At 70.5% G+C, this 16,290-nt stretch carries 6 protein-coding genes and 3 pseudogenes; 5 read left to right on the top strand and 4 right to left on the bottom strand.

Annotation, left to right across the window (positions count from 1 at the left end):
* Positions 1–43 precede the first annotated feature (43 nt).
* Together ACGF2V_RS24610 and ACGF2V_RS24605 are read right to left on the bottom strand one after the other, a co-directional pair.
* Positions 44–2,074 carry a glycoside hydrolase gene (locus ACGF2V_RS24610; RefSeq protein WP_362624663.1) on the bottom strand — a complete coding sequence of 677 codons (2,031 nt, stop codon included), beginning with the start codon at positions 2,072–2,074 and terminating at the stop codon, positions 44–46.
* Between the two features lie 100 nt (positions 2,075–2,174).
* Positions 2,175–3,107, bottom strand: a pseudogene (locus ACGF2V_RS24605) (beta-galactosidase trimerization domain-containing protein); the annotation flags it as partial.
* 2 nt (positions 3,108–3,109) lie between these two features.
* Here ACGF2V_RS24605 and ACGF2V_RS24600 point away from each other — a divergent pair.
* From ACGF2V_RS24600 to ACGF2V_RS24580, 5 genes and pseudogenes are all read left to right on the top strand, one after another.
* The gene (locus ACGF2V_RS24600; RefSeq protein WP_362624661.1) at positions 3,110–4,978 is read left to right on the top strand and encodes a hypothetical protein; all 1,869 of its coding nucleotides are present in this window, start codon (positions 3,110–3,112) and stop codon (positions 4,976–4,978) included.
* Positions 4,979–5,063: 85 nt separating this feature from the next.
* Positions 5,064–11,081 (top strand): hypothetical protein, encoded by a 6,018-nt coding sequence (locus ACGF2V_RS24595; RefSeq protein WP_362624659.1) that lies wholly within the window; start codon positions 5,064–5,066, stop codon positions 11,079–11,081.
* A gap of 539 nt (positions 11,082–11,620) precedes the next feature.
* A complete protein-coding gene (gene panD, locus ACGF2V_RS24590; protein WP_362624673.1) occupies positions 11,621–12,052 on the top strand; it encodes an aspartate 1-decarboxylase in 432 nt (143 codons plus the stop codon).
* 27 nt (positions 12,053–12,079) lie between these two features.
* Positions 12,080–12,444 (top strand): annotated as a pseudogene (locus tag ACGF2V_RS24585) (GNAT family N-acetyltransferase).
* A 72-nt stretch (positions 12,445–12,516) separates the two neighbouring features.
* A pseudogene (locus tag ACGF2V_RS24580) lies at positions 12,517–13,149 on the top strand (aspartate/glutamate racemase family protein); the annotation flags it as partial.
* Between the two features lie 520 nt (positions 13,150–13,669).
* Here ACGF2V_RS24580 and ACGF2V_RS24575 read toward each other — a convergent pair.
* Together ACGF2V_RS24575 and gndA are read right to left on the bottom strand one after the other, a co-directional pair.
* Entirely contained in the window at positions 13,670–13,906 is a 237-nt protein-coding gene (locus ACGF2V_RS24575) for an encapsulin (protein WP_392913087.1), read from the bottom strand.
* A 137-nt stretch (positions 13,907–14,043) separates the two neighbouring features.
* The gene (gene gndA, locus ACGF2V_RS24570) at positions 14,044–15,486 is read right to left on the bottom strand and encodes an NADP-dependent phosphogluconate dehydrogenase (protein ID WP_362709054.1); all 1,443 of its coding nucleotides are present in this window, start codon (positions 15,484–15,486) and stop codon (positions 14,044–14,046) included.
* Between the last annotated feature and the right edge of the window lie 804 nt (positions 15,487–16,290).

Genomic DNA, 16,290 nt, shown 5'->3' with positions numbered 1-16,290 from the left:
GACGCCATATCGCCAACAGCGCGCGGGCCCTCTCACGCGCTGGTCAGCTCACCTCGGTGATCCGCCAGCGCTGGTTGGAGCCAGAGTTGGCCTGCCACGTCGTGACGGCCGCGCCCTCGTGCGTCGACTGGCCGCCGACCTCCAGCAGCCGTCCGGTCGCCACGTTCACCAGCGTCCACGTGCCGTCGCCCGTGGTCGACAGGATCCACTCCGCCGCCGGGTCCCGCTCACCCGTATCGGCCTCGATCACCGGCACGTTGTCCCGTACGGCGAGCCGCTTGCCCTCGGCCGGGTTGGCAAAGACGTACCGCTGACGGTTGCCCGTCGTGCCGTACTTCGCCGCCAGCCGCCATTCCTGCGCGACCGTGCCGTTTGCCGAGTCGATGACCAGGTTCGTGCCGTTTGCGTCGACGGTCACCGCCTTGCCGCTCTGAACACCGGTCAGCGTGTACGACGTGCCCGTGCTGAACAGACTTGCGTTCTTCGCGACGCCGGAGACGCCCTTGACGGCGAACGAGGTCACCGACTGCGCAGGGACGGTGAACGTCGCCTTGCCGTCGACGACCTTGACGGGCGCCTGCTTGACCAGCTTGCCGGCCGCGTCGGTGACGGTCGGGGTGACCGCTGCGTCCCGCTTGATCTCCCCGAACTTCGACAGGTCGATCGTCACCGCGCGGGGCGCGGTCGTGGAGTTGACATGGACCAGTGAGGCACCCTTGCCGTTCTTCGTCACGGCCGCGGCGCTGGAGGTGTCGTCGACCTTGATCAGGCTGTCGCCGGGCTTGATGAAGTGCGTGAAGTTCCGGGCGGTGTCGAACTTCGTGTTCGTGTAGATCGGGCAGGTCTTCAGGGTGTCGGCCGACGTGCAGCTGAACGGAATCTGGACGGAGCCCCAGTTGCCGCCCTTGGCGAATTCGCCGCCCGGCTTCATGTTGTCGTAGTCCTCGACCGGCTGCCAGAACACCCACGCCTTGGGCTCCAGCTCGCGCAGGTCGTTCACAATGTGCTGCGCCAGGCCCAGCCCCGGGCGCATGTCGGTGAAGCTCTGCCCATCGCCCCAGTCACCCTCGACCTCGCTCATCCACAGCGGTTTGTCGGCTGCCTTGGCCAGGTCACGGACCGCGGTGCGCTGTCCGGTGTTGTAGGTGTGGACGTTCATCTGGCCGACGAGGTCCTTGGACGCCTGCGAGTAGGAGTTCCAGGTCGTCGCGAACCCCCAGGGGGTGGACTCGTCCATCGCCGAGATGCCGGCCTTGACCTTCGCCTTCTTCAGGGCGGGCCCCAGCGTCGCGACCACCTTCTGCTGCAGCTCGGGCCCGATGTCCGCGCCCTCCTGACGCGCCACCGGATTGCCGTCCGCGTCCAGACGTGTGCCCCAGTGACCGATCGGCTCGTTGAACGGGTCGATCGTGTCGACCTTGATGCCCTCGGACTTCTCCAGCCGCTTCGTCGCCCCAGCGAGGTAGGCGGCGAAGTCGTCGACCGAGCTCTCCTTCAACTGGTCGACGCCCGCGTCGAAACCACCGGAGACATAGCCGCTGACGGTCATGAACCAGGGCGGGGAGTTGGAGAACGTCTCCCAGTGATCGATGTCGTTCTTGATCCGCTTGGCCCACCAGCGCTGGGTGGCGTCCGCCTTGTCGTTCCAGTGGGCCGGGTCGTCGGGGTTCCACCAGCCGGTGTCCGCGCGGGTCGTTCCCGCCGGCGCCTTCCACCAGCCTTCCACCGCACCACCGGGACGCAGATAGTCCTTAACGTCGGGGGCGTTGCCGCCGCCGATGTTGTAACGCGCGATGTTCAGCGCCAGACCGTCGTCGTCGAAGAGCAGATCGGCGAGCTTCTCGCGGATCTCCTTCGGGTAGTCGCCGGTGGCGTTCGCGAACCAGACCAGGCTGGTGCCCCAGCCCTCGAACTTGTCCTGCTTGTACGACGGGTCCGGCTGGACGGTGACCGACGCGGTGGCCGTGTCGGCCAGCGCGGGCGGCGCCGGGACGGAAAGCAGTGCTGCTCCGGTCGCCAGCGCGGTCATCGACGCGGCCCCCAGGAACCGTCTGCTGTGGGTACGGCGTGGCATCGTGTGCTCCCAACTGAGAATGTGGAAACGCTGCGGGTGGCCCCGGGCGGGCAAGGTGCAGCCCGGGGAGCTCATGTACGGAGCGAAACGGGGGAGTGGGTCAGACCAGTGGCCGGCGCACCACGGCGACCTCGCGTGGTCCGAGGACGAGCCCGCCGTCACCGGCCGTGCCGTACAGCACGTCACCGGCGAACCCGGGGAGTGTCACGGAGTCGCCGGTCCGGTTCACCAGGAACAGGAACCTTTCCTCGGCGTTCCTGCGGACGACCAGCTCGACGCGTCCGCGAGCCTCGTCGGGCAGTTCGCTCTCGACACCCGTCGGCTCGAGCAGCCGCGGCAGCAGGGCGGTGAGGCCCTCGACGCCGAGGCGCGTCGAGACGTAGGACGCCGAACCGGCGTCCGTCGTACGGCGGGTCACGGCCGGCCGCCCGACCTGGTTGCCTGAGTCGTAGCGGGCGAGGACCTCGGTCCGCTCGTCGGTCAGGGTGATGCGGTCGGTCCACAGGGTGCCGGTCGAGCCGTCGTCCAGGGACACGGACTCGTCGGCGAGCAGCGGGCCGAACTCCTCGGCGCGGAAGCCGAGCAGGTCGCGCAGGGCGCCGGGGTAGCCGCCGAGCCAGACGTGGTCGTTCTGGTCGACCACGCCGGAGAAGTACGTGGTGATCAGGTGTCCGCCCTGCTGGGCGTAGCGGGTCAGCTCCTTGGCGAGATCGGCCGGGACCACGTGCAGGATGGGCGCGATCAGCACGTCGTGGCGCGCGAAGTCGCTCTTTGTGGTGATCAGGTCGGCACGCACGCCGAGCGCGAGGAGCGCCGAGTACCAGTCCAGGCATTCCTGCCGGTAGTTCAGCAGGGAGGTGGGGTGGGAGTCCTGCTCGCTCGCCCACCAGGAGTCCCAGTCGAAGACGATCCCGACCTTCGCGGACTCTCGGTTCGAACCGGCCACCGGGGCCAAGGATGTGAGTGTGGCACCGAGCGCGGCAACCGCGCGGAACAGCTCGCTGTCGGCGCCTGCATGCGGGCGCACAGCGGCCCGTGCGGCGAGAGCTGTTGGTCCCCGACCTCACGGCCTTCGGCCCGGCACTCCAGCTCGGCGAGGTGAAGCTGCGGCGCTTCCGCGCCCGCCAGAAGTGGCTCAACAAGGACGGACACCTCGTCGTCGACGCTCGGTACGACTCCGCACAGCAGGCTGGTCTCGACGATTCGGCCGCCTTCGTGCACCACCTGCTCACCCACCAGCGCGAGGCACTGCTGAGCCCCCTCGTTCCCGTGTCCGTCGCCCACCTGGCCGGGAGCAGCGCTCATGAGCGGCTCGAAGAGGCCCTCATCGGACTGTGGGACACCACCGCTTACGCCCTGCGAACCAGCGACAGCCTGCGCACCTGGGGCCACTACGCGCTGACCCGTACCCGCATCGGGGCCGGGCTTTGCCACGACGGACCGCTCGGCGGAGCGGATGTGCACGCCCTGGCCGGCTCCCTGGAACGCAGCGCCACCCCGGTCACGCGGCGACGTCACGGCCTGAAAGGCTCCCGTACCGTGTACACGGCGATCGGCCCCTGGCTGCGCGGAGTCGACGGCGCCGAACCCCTGCTGAGCGGAGTGGAGTACGCGGCCTCGGTGTGTCGCGCCAACCTGGCGGTCGCGGACTTCGTCCGCGGCGACACGGACAACGGCCTGCGGGCCGAGACTGATGTACGGATCACTCTGGACGACGACTTCGAGAGCGGCGGCATCTGGCGGTCCCACCACCCGGGCTCCGAGGAAGCTGGCGAGAGCGATCCGCTGCGCCCGGCAGGACGCGGGTGGCACGACACGCAGCAGCCGCCCGCGCCACCCCGGACCGTCGCCGTACCTCCACAAGGCGTTCGGCAGGAGGAGCCGGCAGAGGAGCAGTACACCGACGCGGAGCCCGCCGACACCCCGCTCGCAGACGGCGAATGGATCGGTCAGCCGAACTACTCGCGGATCAACGACAGCGAGGTCTGCTGGCAGCTCCCGCTGCGCCTCACCCACCTCATGGAGGACAGGCTGCCGCTGAACCGGTTGGTCCGGGGCGGGCTGGCGTACCTAGGGATGGACCGCCTCCCCGTACGCCTGGAGATCAGCCATCCCGGTGGCGAGCTCGACGAGTGCGAGGAGGTGCAGGAGGTTGTGCTGGACCTCACCGAAGAGACCGGCATGCTCCGGAACGTCCAGTGGCCCATCGATTTCTTCCCCGGCCTGTGCCTGTACCTCCAGTGGCCGCGCGGTGGCACCGTCTTCAGGCTCCACACCGTAGAGCTGGAGGACCCCGTCGATATCGACGGGCAGCTCGTCGCACACCGCTACGACACCGCGGTCCTCATCCGGGAAGGAGCTCCGGGCAGCGGCCGGGACGGCGACTCCTCCGGCGGTCTGGACACGAGGCACCTCGTACTGCGTGCCGTACGACGCCTGGGCCGGCTCACGCCCGACGGGCACGCCCTGCTCGACCGGAGCGCCCTTCCCCGGGGCGTCTACGACACCACTCCGGCTCCGCACCAGCTCACCGCGCTGGAGCAGGCCGTGTACGACCTCCTCGCCAATCGAAACCTTTACCCGGCCACCGGCAGCCGTGGCACGGACGGTGAGCCCCACCACCCGGCACGCGAGGGCGAGCCGCCGATCGCCCTGATCGGCTACGCGCCGAACCCAGTGGTGGTGCCACGGGCGGCGGTGCGCTGGGGTGCAGCTGCGTCCCCGCAGGACAGGGGCGTCGAGCACTTCGTCCACGGCTTCCTGCGCAAGCTCCCCGCCGGCTCGGAACCGACCGACGCACAGCGCACCGCCTACCGCGAACACTGCCGCCATGTCGGAAAGGCGGACGGCTGGGAACTGCCGCGCGGCTACACCTTCGTCACCGCACACTTCCGCCGACGCTGAGCAGCCGCGCCGGATCGACCGCGCCACCGCGCGCCACACACCACACCCCGCATCCGCACCACAGAACACAAGAGATCGGGACTGAATGACCGCCAGCTATACCGTGGTTGCGAAACCACCGCTCTCCCCGCAGGGAACACCAGTCGGCCTGCTCAAGGAGCTCGCCGCAGCGCTGGACGGGCTCGGGTCGATGCTCGACACCCCCCTCGACGGCCTCACAGTCGGCGAGACGGAACTCGCGCTGAACTCCCTGGAGTCCAAGGACCGACAGGCCATCATGCACGGCCTCGGCTTCCGCAAGGTCGAGCCACGGCGCTTCGGGCGAGTGCTCAGCGAGCAGGTACTCAAGCGATTACAGCGAGTGGAGCCGCCCGTCCGCAGGTATCCCCTGTTCCACCTCACCGCGCGGATCATGAACGACATCGACCGCGTAGTCGCCGAGTGCGGGACCGCCCGCTCCGCGCCCGGACTCGTCGATCGCTGGGGGACACGCCTGCTCGGCCTGGCACTGTTCTCCCACCTCCAGGCATCGGCGTACGACGCCCGTCTGCTCGTATGGGCCGCCGGCCACGACTGGTTTGGCATAGACGCGGACGAGACCGCCCGGGACGCGGTGTTCGAGGTGGCCCAGCGGGTGATCGACGGGACCCCCGGCTTCCAGCCGACCGCGCCGCATGAGGAGCCCACCGCGCCACCCGAGGACATGGCGACCGGGGAAGCACAGCCGGTGACGGCCGTCCCGGGGCCCCGGCTGCCCGGCCACACCGAGCTCCCGAAGCCGACAGAGCCCACCGCGGAGCAGGGACAGCGCCCCCCGGGTGACCGGGACTCCATGGAGGAGCTGACCGCGGCCGAGGAGGAACTCCAGCGCGTCGTCGAGGAGGCGCGAGGAGCCGCCGACCGCCTCCGCGTCGCCCTGGTGGACGGGTGCCCACCCGCCGTCACCGATCTGACACGGCTCGCGGCGGTCGCTCCGGCGTTCGCCCGCGCGCGGGCCGCGCTTTCCACGCTCGGCGTCACCGAGGTCGCCGACCGCCTCGACGACGTCCTCGCGGCGATCGACGAGCTCCGTGCGCGGGCCGAACGGAACGAGAGGAACGCCGAGACCCGTCGCGTGGTGGCAACGGTGACGACGCTCCGTTGCTCCCCGGACAGCGCCGTGGCCGGGGTGGTCGCGGACGCCAGGCAGCGTGCGGACGCGCTGCTCGCGAAGCATGAGTGGGACGAACAGGACGAAGCCTGCGCGCACTTCCTCACGCTGCTGGTACGCCTCGCCGGCATGAAGGACCAGTCAGGCGCGCAGCAGGAGGTCATCGAGTTCCAGCAGCAGCTGTCGGTCGCTCATCCGCCGTACGCCGTGGCAGCAGTCTTGTACGCGCAGATCACGGTGACCGAGGACAGGTCCGGCGACGGCGGCACGGCCGCCCCACTGACGGGCGGTCCCGTCGAGGCGCAGGAGACCCCGGACCGCACCGCCTTCCCGGAGGCCGTCACCGCTACGGACGGCGACACCGGCGCGTCTGCGTCGCAGGACGGGCAGGACCGGCAGGTCCGCCGCACCGAGGAGCCCGGCCCCGACGGGCTCGGGTCCACCGACGGTGGACAACAGCGGCCCGCACCGCCCCGGCCGGTTATCGCGGACTCCACCCTGACCACGGCGGCCCCCGACACCGACACGGGGACCGCCGACAGAATCCGGACGCAGGACGTCGAGTCGGTCCTCGCCCGGCTCATCGCCGAAAGGCGCTTCGGGCTCGCTGCCCACCTGTCGCAGGCCGCCGACCGCCCGGACACGGAGTCCGCGGTTCTGCGCCTGGCCGCCGCTGCGGCACTGCTGCGCACCAGGACCGGCCGCGCGGCTCAGGTCATCGTGGAGTCGCTGCACGAGTGGGAGGCCCGCAAGGAGAGCGACACCGACGCGTTGTCCCTGCTCCTGCTGCCCACCCTGGTCCGCGCGGCCCTCGTGACGGGCTCGCCCGTGGTCGGCGCGCAGCTGCGGGCGCTCGCCCCCCAACTGCCTGACGCTTTGCATGAGGTGGCCACCACGGTGGCGGAGCGGGCCCTGCAGGGCGCACTGCTCATCGCGCCGCCCCACGCCGTCGTCGCCGATGTCTCCCACACCGAGAGCGAGCTGCGCGCAGCTGTGGAGGCATGCCAGGCCCTGCTCACCGTCCCACGCCTGCGCTTCCAACGGGCCAGTGCCATGGTGCAGCGTTGGCTGGCTCCGACGGGCCTGCTCGGCAGCGTGCTGACCGCGATCGTCTCCGGGGCCCCGGACGCCGCGACGCGCGCGGACGAGCTGCTGGAGAACCTCGCCCGGCGTACGCAGGTCGAGGCGGCGATCGATGAGATGGACTCCGCCCTGCGCGGCCCGGGCGGCCGTGGTCTCCAGGGATCGGGCCGGAACAACGTCCGCCACTGCCTGGAACGTGTGCGCGATGCCGTGCGGCAGTGGCATGCGGTCAAGCGCGACCTGGAAGCCGGCCGTGCGGAAGAGAACGTGTGGGCGTTCCAGTCCGTTGCCTCGCTGCGCCTCTCCCTCCTCGGCCTGCGCGAACGGGTCGCCGACGACCTCGCCGCGGCCGAACGCAGTTCCGCGGTGCTGGCCAAAGCCACCGCTTACGTGGCCCGGGACCTGTTCGCAGAGGTCTTCGCCGGACTGGACGCCGACGGCCGACCGGTCGAGACGGGATCCGAGCCGGACGTTCAGCAGGTCATGGACGCCGAGCTGCACAAGGCGCGGCCGGGCGCACCCGGTGAGAAGCCGACCGTGGAACGACTGCTGGAGGCCGTGGACCGTACCTGGGACGATGCCATCGCGTACCAGCTCGCTCGTGACGAGTTCGGTCTGGTCCGAACGATCACCGATCTCGCCGACCTCGGCGTGCTCCCGGTGGCCCACACCCTGACCCTCTCCGAAGAACGCCGAGCAGAGCTCACCGGGACCGAGAGGGAGCGCCGCGCGGCGCTCGCCGAAAAGCAGGGGGAACTGGCCGCCCGGCTCCGCCGATCCCAGGCGGACGAGGCACTCACGGTCGAACAGGACGTGAGCCTGCAGGAGTTGCTGGCAGACGCCGGCAAGTACCTGGAGCATGAAGGGCCGGATGAGCTTGCCGCTGTGCGTCGCAACCTCGATCGGGTCGAGGAGCTCCTTCCTCGCTATCGCAAGGAGGCCGCCGACCGGCTGCGTGCCCGGCTGGACGCGCTGACGGACGTGAGCGCGGATGACCGCGAACGAGTCCAGCGCAATCTGGACACCGACAGCCTGGCCACTGCGGCCGAGCTCGTCTACTTCCTGGAACTGGGCGAGCCGGTACCGGAGATCAGGTCCGAGGACTCGCATTTGGAGGCATTCTTCCCCGCGGTGCCGGACGCCCTGCCCGGCGGTGTCGACGCCGAGCTGATCGCTGCCGTGCGGACCCGTGGCCGGTGCCGCGACCACGCGGTTCTGGACTACGCGGGGCTGTCGGAAGAGGCGGCCGAACGCGCTGCTGCGGCAATGGAGTTGTGGAGCACGCTCGCCACGACCAAGGACCGCATCAAGATCAACCCGCGCGAGAGCCTCACGCCGGCCCTGTCCCTGCTCGGATACGAGGCGCGGCGGGCCCGGCCCCTGGACGATCTGCCGCGCGGCAAGGACTACCGGTTCTTCGAACTGGCTGACGTGCACGTCACCGGCCGTGCCTGGGCGCCGGCCTTCGGATCCCAGATCAAGGACCGGGGTGGCAAACTGCGTGCACTGCTGATCTGGGGCCGCCCCGCGGCGAAGTTGCTCATCAGCCGCGCGCTCCAAGACCCCGACGAGAGCAGTCTGCTCGTCGTCCACTTCGGGACGCTGGACAGCAGGACCCGTATCGAACTGGCCGCCGCCTCCCAGGGCACCAAGCCGATCATGGTCATCGACGACGCTGCACTGGCCTACCTCGTCGCGCACGGAAACCGGCGGGTGGACGCCACGACCGAGACGCTGCTGCCGTTCTCCGCGGTGAACCCGTACATCAAGGAGAAGCGCGGCCAGATCGGCCGGGAGATGTTCTACGGCCGGGACCGCGAGCGCAAGAGCATCCACGACCCGGCGGGGACGCAGATCCTCTACGGCGGCCGGGGCCTCGGCAAGTCGGCCCTGCTCGCCGACGCGGGCGACCGGTTCGAGGAACAGCGCCCCGGGGCGTACCGCAAGCTCTATCTCAACCTGGACAAGATCGGGATCGGCCGGGGTACCGCCCTTGGCGCGGAGGCCATCTGGCCCACGCTGGACCAGGAGCTGATCCGGGAGGGCGTCCTGGAGGAGCCGCGGCGCCGGGGCCCGCAGCAGGAGTCCTGGCAGCGGGTCACTGACGGGATTGACCGGTGGCTTGCTCAGGACCCCGACCGGCGGCTGCTCATCCTCCTCGACGAGTGCGACCGCTTCTTCGAGGCGGACGTGCCCGAGTGCACGGAGACCCGCCGGCTGCGCGGGCTGGGCGAGGACTCGCGCGGCCGGGCCAAGGTCGTCTTCGCCGGCCTGCACTCGGTTCAGCGCTTCACGCGGCTCGCCAGGAATGGCCCGTTCAGCCACCTGGCGCAGACCCCGACGGTCGTGGGGCCGCTCGCCCCGCAGTTCGCGGCCGACCTCATCGTGCATCCCATGCGTGCTCTCGGCTTCGAGTTCGCCGACGTGGACCTGGTCAACCGCGTGCTCGGCTTCTGTTCGTACCAGCCGTTCCTGCTGCAGATCTTCGGCAGCAGGATGGTGCAGGTCATGCAGGACAGGCGGGCGCGCACATCGCTCGGTCCGCCTCCCTACACCATTGACGAAACCGACGTGGACGCGGTGGAGCAGGACGCTTCGCTGCGGTCGGACATCACCGCGGCGTTCAAGGACACCCTCGCTCTGGACGACCGCTACCACGTCATCGCGAACGTCCTCGCACAGCACGCCCGGGACAACGGTCTGGAAACCCGGCTCAGCGACCGGGAGCTGCGGGAGGAATGCGCCGGCTGGTGGCCCCGGGGCTTCGAGCAACTGGACAGTGAGGGATTCCGCGCCTACTTGCAGGAGATGGTGGGCCTCGGCGTCCTGGCGCCGAACCATGATGGGCAGGGCTGGCACTTGCGAGGGCCCAACGCGCTCCGCATGATCGGCACCGCCCAAGAGATCGAGGCGCGGCTGCTACGGGCGGAGAAAGAGTCGCGGCTGGAGGAGACGGTTGTCCTGGAGAGCCGTCCGGACCTCTACGACGGTAGGTCAGCCCCCCTGACCGTGAACCAGATCGACTACTTGCTGGGGGAACACCACAACCAGGTCCGTGTCGTGCTCGGTACGCAGGCGACCGGTGTCGCTGATGTGGAGCGGACCTTGCGAGAAGTGACCGGCAGGGTGGCGGGCTGGGCGGTGCCTCCGATCGGCAGCGCCAAGGCGTTCCGCAGGGAACTCGCCGCGGGCAGCGCGGGTGAGCGGCGACTGCTCATCAGCGATCTGTCACTGGGCAGTGAGAAGTCCTGTCGGGAGTCACTCGACCTGGCCAGAGCGGTCCTGCCCGAGGCCGCCGAAGCCGCCAGGTCCGTGGTCCTGGTGTCGGGTGTTGCACAGCTCGGTTTCTGGTCCGGCCTCCTCACCGGCCCCGACGCCGACCAGGACACCGTCGTGGTGCTGCGCCGGCACGACATGCGCAGCCTGAAAGACTGGACGCAGCGATACAGCCTGTGCGAGACGGAGGAGCGACTGACCCGTCTCGCGGCGGCGACCGGTGGCTGGCCGTACCTGCTGGACCTGGCCCTGCGGTTGCGTAAGCGCGAGCCGGACCAGGACCGGGTGCTGGGCGACCTGACGTCGTGGCTGCGGCAGAGCCGTGGCGCCGAACAGTTCGTCGAGGCCGTGGGTCTGCTGGAAATCGACACCCTGAAGGCCGTCTACGACGGGGTCGTCGAACAGCTCGGCACGGACTGGCACGACGACGCCTACCTTGCTACCGCGGCCGAGATGTCCGGCCTCTCCTCCGACGATGCGCGCTGGGCCGTCACCTGCCTGGAGGCGCTCCAGGTGTTCGACCGGGACGGAACACGCCTGCGTGTCGAGCCGGTCCTCCATGCAGCGCTGGACGTACTCGACACCAAGATCTGACCAGCCGGTGGGGCTGGGGCTGTGCCTGGCCCCACCTAGGCTGGGCGTACGCGTGCTGGTGTGCTGAACTCGATCGGGCTGATGTCCAGGGTTACTTGGATGGTTGCGTGATGCGGACCATTCCCTCGGCATCTGTTCCGACAGCCGCCCAGATCCCAGCAGGCTCGACCGTCGACTGGCTGGCGGCCCAATGAGACTGGATATTGGAAGCAGACGATGCGAATGGCCGACGAGCTGGCACGTGGATGTACCTCGAGTGCTTGCGTGACAGGAGGCTTCTCATGCGCCTGGTGGGCCGTCAGGTAAGTCAGTATCTGATCAGCATGAGTCCCCAAGTCTTCTGCGAAGACTTGTCCGAACGGGCACCGGGAGTGGTGGCATCACAGGACGTCGTTGGCGCGAAAGCCCAGGTAGGGAGCCTACTTGCCAGGGTGAAGCGATGTTCCTCACAACCTCCGACCAACGCATGCCCTGTAGAGTGAAGAACGCCCTTGACCTGCAAAAACGCAGGCAGGGAGCCTATGTCCAGGAGTACCTCGATGATGCGCACCATGCTCAAGTCCAAGATCCACCGGGCCACCGTGACCCACGCCGACCTCCACTACGTCGGTTCCGTCACCATCGACGCCGATCTGATGGAGGCGGCGGACCTGCTGCCCGGTGAGTCGGTGCACATCGTCGACATCGACAACGGCGCCAGGCTGGAGACGTACGTCATCGAGGGCGAGCGCGGCTCCGGCGTCATCGGTGTCAACGGTGCCGCCGCGCACCTCGTCCACCCCGGCGACCTGGTCATTCTCATCAGCTACGCACAGGTCGACGACGCCGAGGCGCGTACGCTCACGCCGCGCGTCGTGCACGTCGACGCGGACAACCGTATCGTCGGGCTCGGCGCCGATGCCTCCGAGCCCGCGCCGGGTGCCGTCACCGAGCGGAGTCCGTACGCCGTCCCCGCAAAGCGCCGGGCGTAGCCGTTCCACCGTCGAGGAGTGCCCACCGTGGCCGAAGAGACCGGCAGGACCGACGTCGACATCGAGATCCGTGACGATCGTGCGAGCGGCAACCTGCTCGCGTACGAGAACGGCGAGGCCGCCGGAGTCGTCGCGTACTTCGTGATGGAGGGCGAGCCGGCCGCGCTCGTCGCCGTCCACACCGTCGTCGAGCCCGGCCACGAGGGCAAGGGCGTCGCAGGCGCCCTCGTCCAGGAGTTCTACGCCATGGCCGCCAGGGAAGGGGTTCCTGTCGTGGCGCTGTGCCCGTACGCGGCGAAGTGGGCGCTGCGCCACCCGATCAGGCGCCCGTGCCCCCGGCCGAACTGGTGGAGCGGGCGAAGGAGCAGCTCACGTCGCACCCCGAGCTGTAGCGGGCCCCGTCGGTCACCGGCCCGCGGCGGTTGCCGACCCGCTCCGAGGGTCGTACCGTTCGGCCGGTGACGCTGACGCTCGCGCTCCTGCACACCTCCCCGGTCCACGTCCCCGTCTTCGACGCGCTCCGCGACACGGATCATCCCGGACTCGCGCTGCGGCATCTCGTGCACGAGGAGTTGTTGCTCCGGGCCGGGGACCGCGGGCCCGGGGCGGTGTCGGGCGCGGTACGGGAACGGCTCGTGGACGCCGTCGGCGCGGGCGCCTCGGCCGTGCTCTGTACCTGTTCGACGATCGGAGGGGTCGCGGAGTCGCTGGCTGCGGAGGTCGGCGTGCCCGTGCTGCGGGTCGACCGGCCGATGGCGGCGGCGGCCGTAGGAGCGGCGGCCGTACGAGAGGGGCGGGTGGTGGTGCTCGCCGCGCTGGCCGCCACCCTGGCACCGACCCTCGGGCTGCTCGCCGAGGAGGCGGGGGAGCGGTCCGTCGACGTGCGTTCCGTCCTGGTGGAGGGGGCCTGGGAGCGCTTCGTGGCCGGTGACCGTGACGGCTTCCTGGACCTTGTCGCGGCAGCGGCCGACGCGGTGAGGGACGCCGACGTGATCGTGCTGGCGCAGGCGTCCATGGCCGCGGCCGCCGACCGCGCGAGCACCCCGGTCCCGGTGCTGTCCAGCCCCCGGTCCGGCCTGGCCGCGGCGGCTGTCGCGCGCCGGTTCGTCGGCGTCCGGGCGGCGGCGGACCCGAGACCGTCCATCGACCCGGACGGATCATTCGGAACCCGTACGCATGGGCTCACCGGGCGCGGGCGGCCGGTCCGGGGGACCGTGGAAGGAGATCCACCACGAAGTGCTCGGAGATCCGCGATGACCAACCCGTACCCCGACCCCGTGCCACCGGCGCCCACCCCCGGGCCGACGCCCGAGCCGCCGCCGATGCCGCAGCCACCACCGGTACCGCCCGGGCCCGTACCGCCCGGCCCCGCACCGGACCCCATTCCGCAGCCCCCCGCTCCGAACCCCGAGCCCGTGCCGGAGCCGGAGCCGTCGCCGCGGCCGCCCGGTTGATCGCCGCCTCACGCGGTACAGCGGGCGCGCACCGGCCCGTCCGGTCGGTACGCGCCCGTCGTGTGCCGGGGCCGCCCCGTCCGCTCGCGCGGGTGCGCGTCGGCCGGCCGATGTCCTCGGTTCGGCCGCCCCCGGGCGAGGCCCGCGGTCACGGGACGGTCCGTCAGGCGATGACCGGGGCCGCGGCCTCCGGGGGCGGCGTCCGGAACACGAACGACTGGTGGAAGGAGAGCCGGACGCCGGTCGCGTCATGGTCCTGGTAGCCGATCGAGAGGTCCTGGGCCAGGCGCAGTTCGAAGTCGCCGCCCCGAGGCGAAGAGGAGCACACCGCTCTTGACGGCGGGCGCGCCCACAGGATCTGGTCCCGGTGCGCGTGGCGGAGACGTCCGCTGCCACTCACGCACACCTGCGGCGCCTTCGCATCGCGGACGTGCCCGGACGGGTGACGCCGATACGCGGGGCCCGGACGCCGATACGCGGCTTCCGCGGTGACGCCGTTGTCCCGCGCCGCCGTACGCATCCGCGGGGGCATCCCGATCAGCCCGCCCCGACCTCCGAGCGGTCCTGGCCCCAGAGCGTGTGGAAGGAGCCCGGGCGGTCCGTGCGCCGGTACGTGTGCGCGCCGAAGAAGTCGCGCTGCCCCTGTGTCAGCGCGGCGGGCAGCCGGTCCGCGCGCAGCCCGTCGTAGTACGCGAGCGCGGCGGCGAACCCGGGCGCCGGCACGCCCTGCCGGGCCGCCTCGGCGACGACCGCGCGCCAGTCGTCCTGCGCCGCGCCGATCTCCTGGGCGAACCGTTCGTCGGAGAGCAGGCTCAGCAGCTCGGGGCGGGCGTCGTACGCGGCCCGGATCCGGTCCAGGAACGCGGCCCGGATGATGCACCCGGCCCGCCAGATCGCCGCCACCGCACCGAGATCGATCTCCCAGCCGTAGCTCTCGCTGCCCACCCTGAGCTGGTGGAAGCCCTGCGTGTACGAGACGATCTTGGACGCGTACAGTGCTTGCTCCACCCGGTCTGCGAACGCGGCGGCCGCGGCCTCGTCGAACGGTTCGGCGGACGGCCCGCCCAGGTTCTTCGCCGCCGCGCGCAGATCCGTGTGCCCCGACAGCGAGCGGGCGAAGACGGCCTCCGCGATACCGGAGACGGGCACCCCGAGGTCGAGCGCGATCTGCACCGTCCAGCGCCCGGTGCCCTTCTGCTCCGCCTGGTCCTGCGCGATGTCGACGAACGGCTTCCCCGTGGCGGCGTCGGTGTGGGCGAGGACCTCCGCCGTGATCTCGATCAGGTAGGAGTCGAGGCGGCCGGTGTTCCAGCGGCGGAAGGTCTCGGCGATGCGCTCGGGTGAGTAACCGGCCACTTTGCGCAGCAGGTCGTACGCCTCCGCGATCAGCTGCATGTCGGCGTACTCGATGCCGTTGTGAACCATCTTCACGAAGTGCCCGGCGCCGTCCGGGCCGATGTGGGTGGTGCACGGGGTGCCGTCCTTCGCCTTGGCGGCGATCCTCTCCAGCATCGGCCCCAGCGACTCGTACGAGTGTGCGGAACCGCCGGGCATGATGCTCGGCCCGTGCAGTGCGCCCTCCTCGCCGCCGGAGATGCCGACGCCCACGAAATGGATGCCCCTCCCGCGCAGTTGTCTCTCCCGGCGGCGGGTGTCCTCGAAGTGCGCGTTGCCGCCGTCGATGATGACGTCGCCCTCTTCGAGGAGCGGTGCGAACTCCTGGATCACGGCGTCCGTCGGAGCGCCCGCCTTCACCATGATGAACAGCCGGCGCGGACGTTCCAGCGCCGCGACGAACTCCTGCGGCGTACGCGCGGGCACGAAGGAGCCCTCGTCGCCGAACTCCTCGACCAGGGCGTCCGTCTTCGACGCCGTCCGGTTGTGCACGGCGACCTGGAAGCCGTTGCGGGCGAAGTTGCGAGCGAGGTTGCGGCCCATGACCGCCAGCCCCGTGACGCCGATCTGCGCGGTACCGCTCATCTGTGTGCTCCGTAATCCGTGGGGGGACCAGGCTTTTGAGACCGACCGGCACGCGGGGTGCGGGGAGAAGGAGTGGGGTCGGGGGCGTGCAGATGCAAGGCGGAGGATGGAGGCAACGCGAAGAGGCCCTCCAGCGCCTTACGGGCCATGGGGGAGTTGTCGACGGACGACAACGCCGCGGATGTGCGTGCTCAGTCCCGCGACGCCGCACCCATGTGCCGGTCGGTCCAAGTATGGGCGCGGAGCGGTGGGAGGGCCTGTTCTGCCTGGGCCGTTCGAGGTTGCCCGTGTCCGGCGCCGGAGGCCCGTCCTGTGGCGGTCCTCGGTAACCGGTTCGGGCGCGACCGTCGCCCTCGACCCGCTCTCGCGTCACCCGGAACGGCTGAGCCGGGTGATCGTCCACGGACCGCCGGTCGTGCGGCTACTGCCCCACGCGGAAGTGGGGCGCGAACTGTCCGCCGCCGTACGCGACTCCTTCCGAGCGGGCGGCAGTGGAGGCGGCCCCGGCCGGCATGACCGCGGGACGCATGGGACAGGCGCCGGAACGTCCTGCCGAGGGACGGCGTGATGAAGGTGCCCTCCCCGAGGGAGGCCGAGACGTTCCGGCCGGCCGGAACGGGGGACAGGGCGAAGCGGTCGTCTCCGCGGCGAGTCGTTCGTGATGAGCCGAAGCAGTGCCGCGGGCGGCCGTTCCTCGGAGCCGTACCGGAAGACGGACGTGTCGTGAACAGGGGCGGTGTCGGTAGGCAACTCCCGTCAGATCCACTGTCGTTGGGCCGGGTCGGGCGACAGGCGCGGTCGTCG

The organism is Streptomyces sp. NPDC047982 (genome assembly GCF_043204165.1).
In the GTDB taxonomy this organism is placed as follows: Bacteria; Actinomycetota; Actinomycetes; order Streptomycetales; family Streptomycetaceae; genus Streptomyces.
This window is presented reverse-complemented; position numbering and strand designations above follow the sequence as displayed.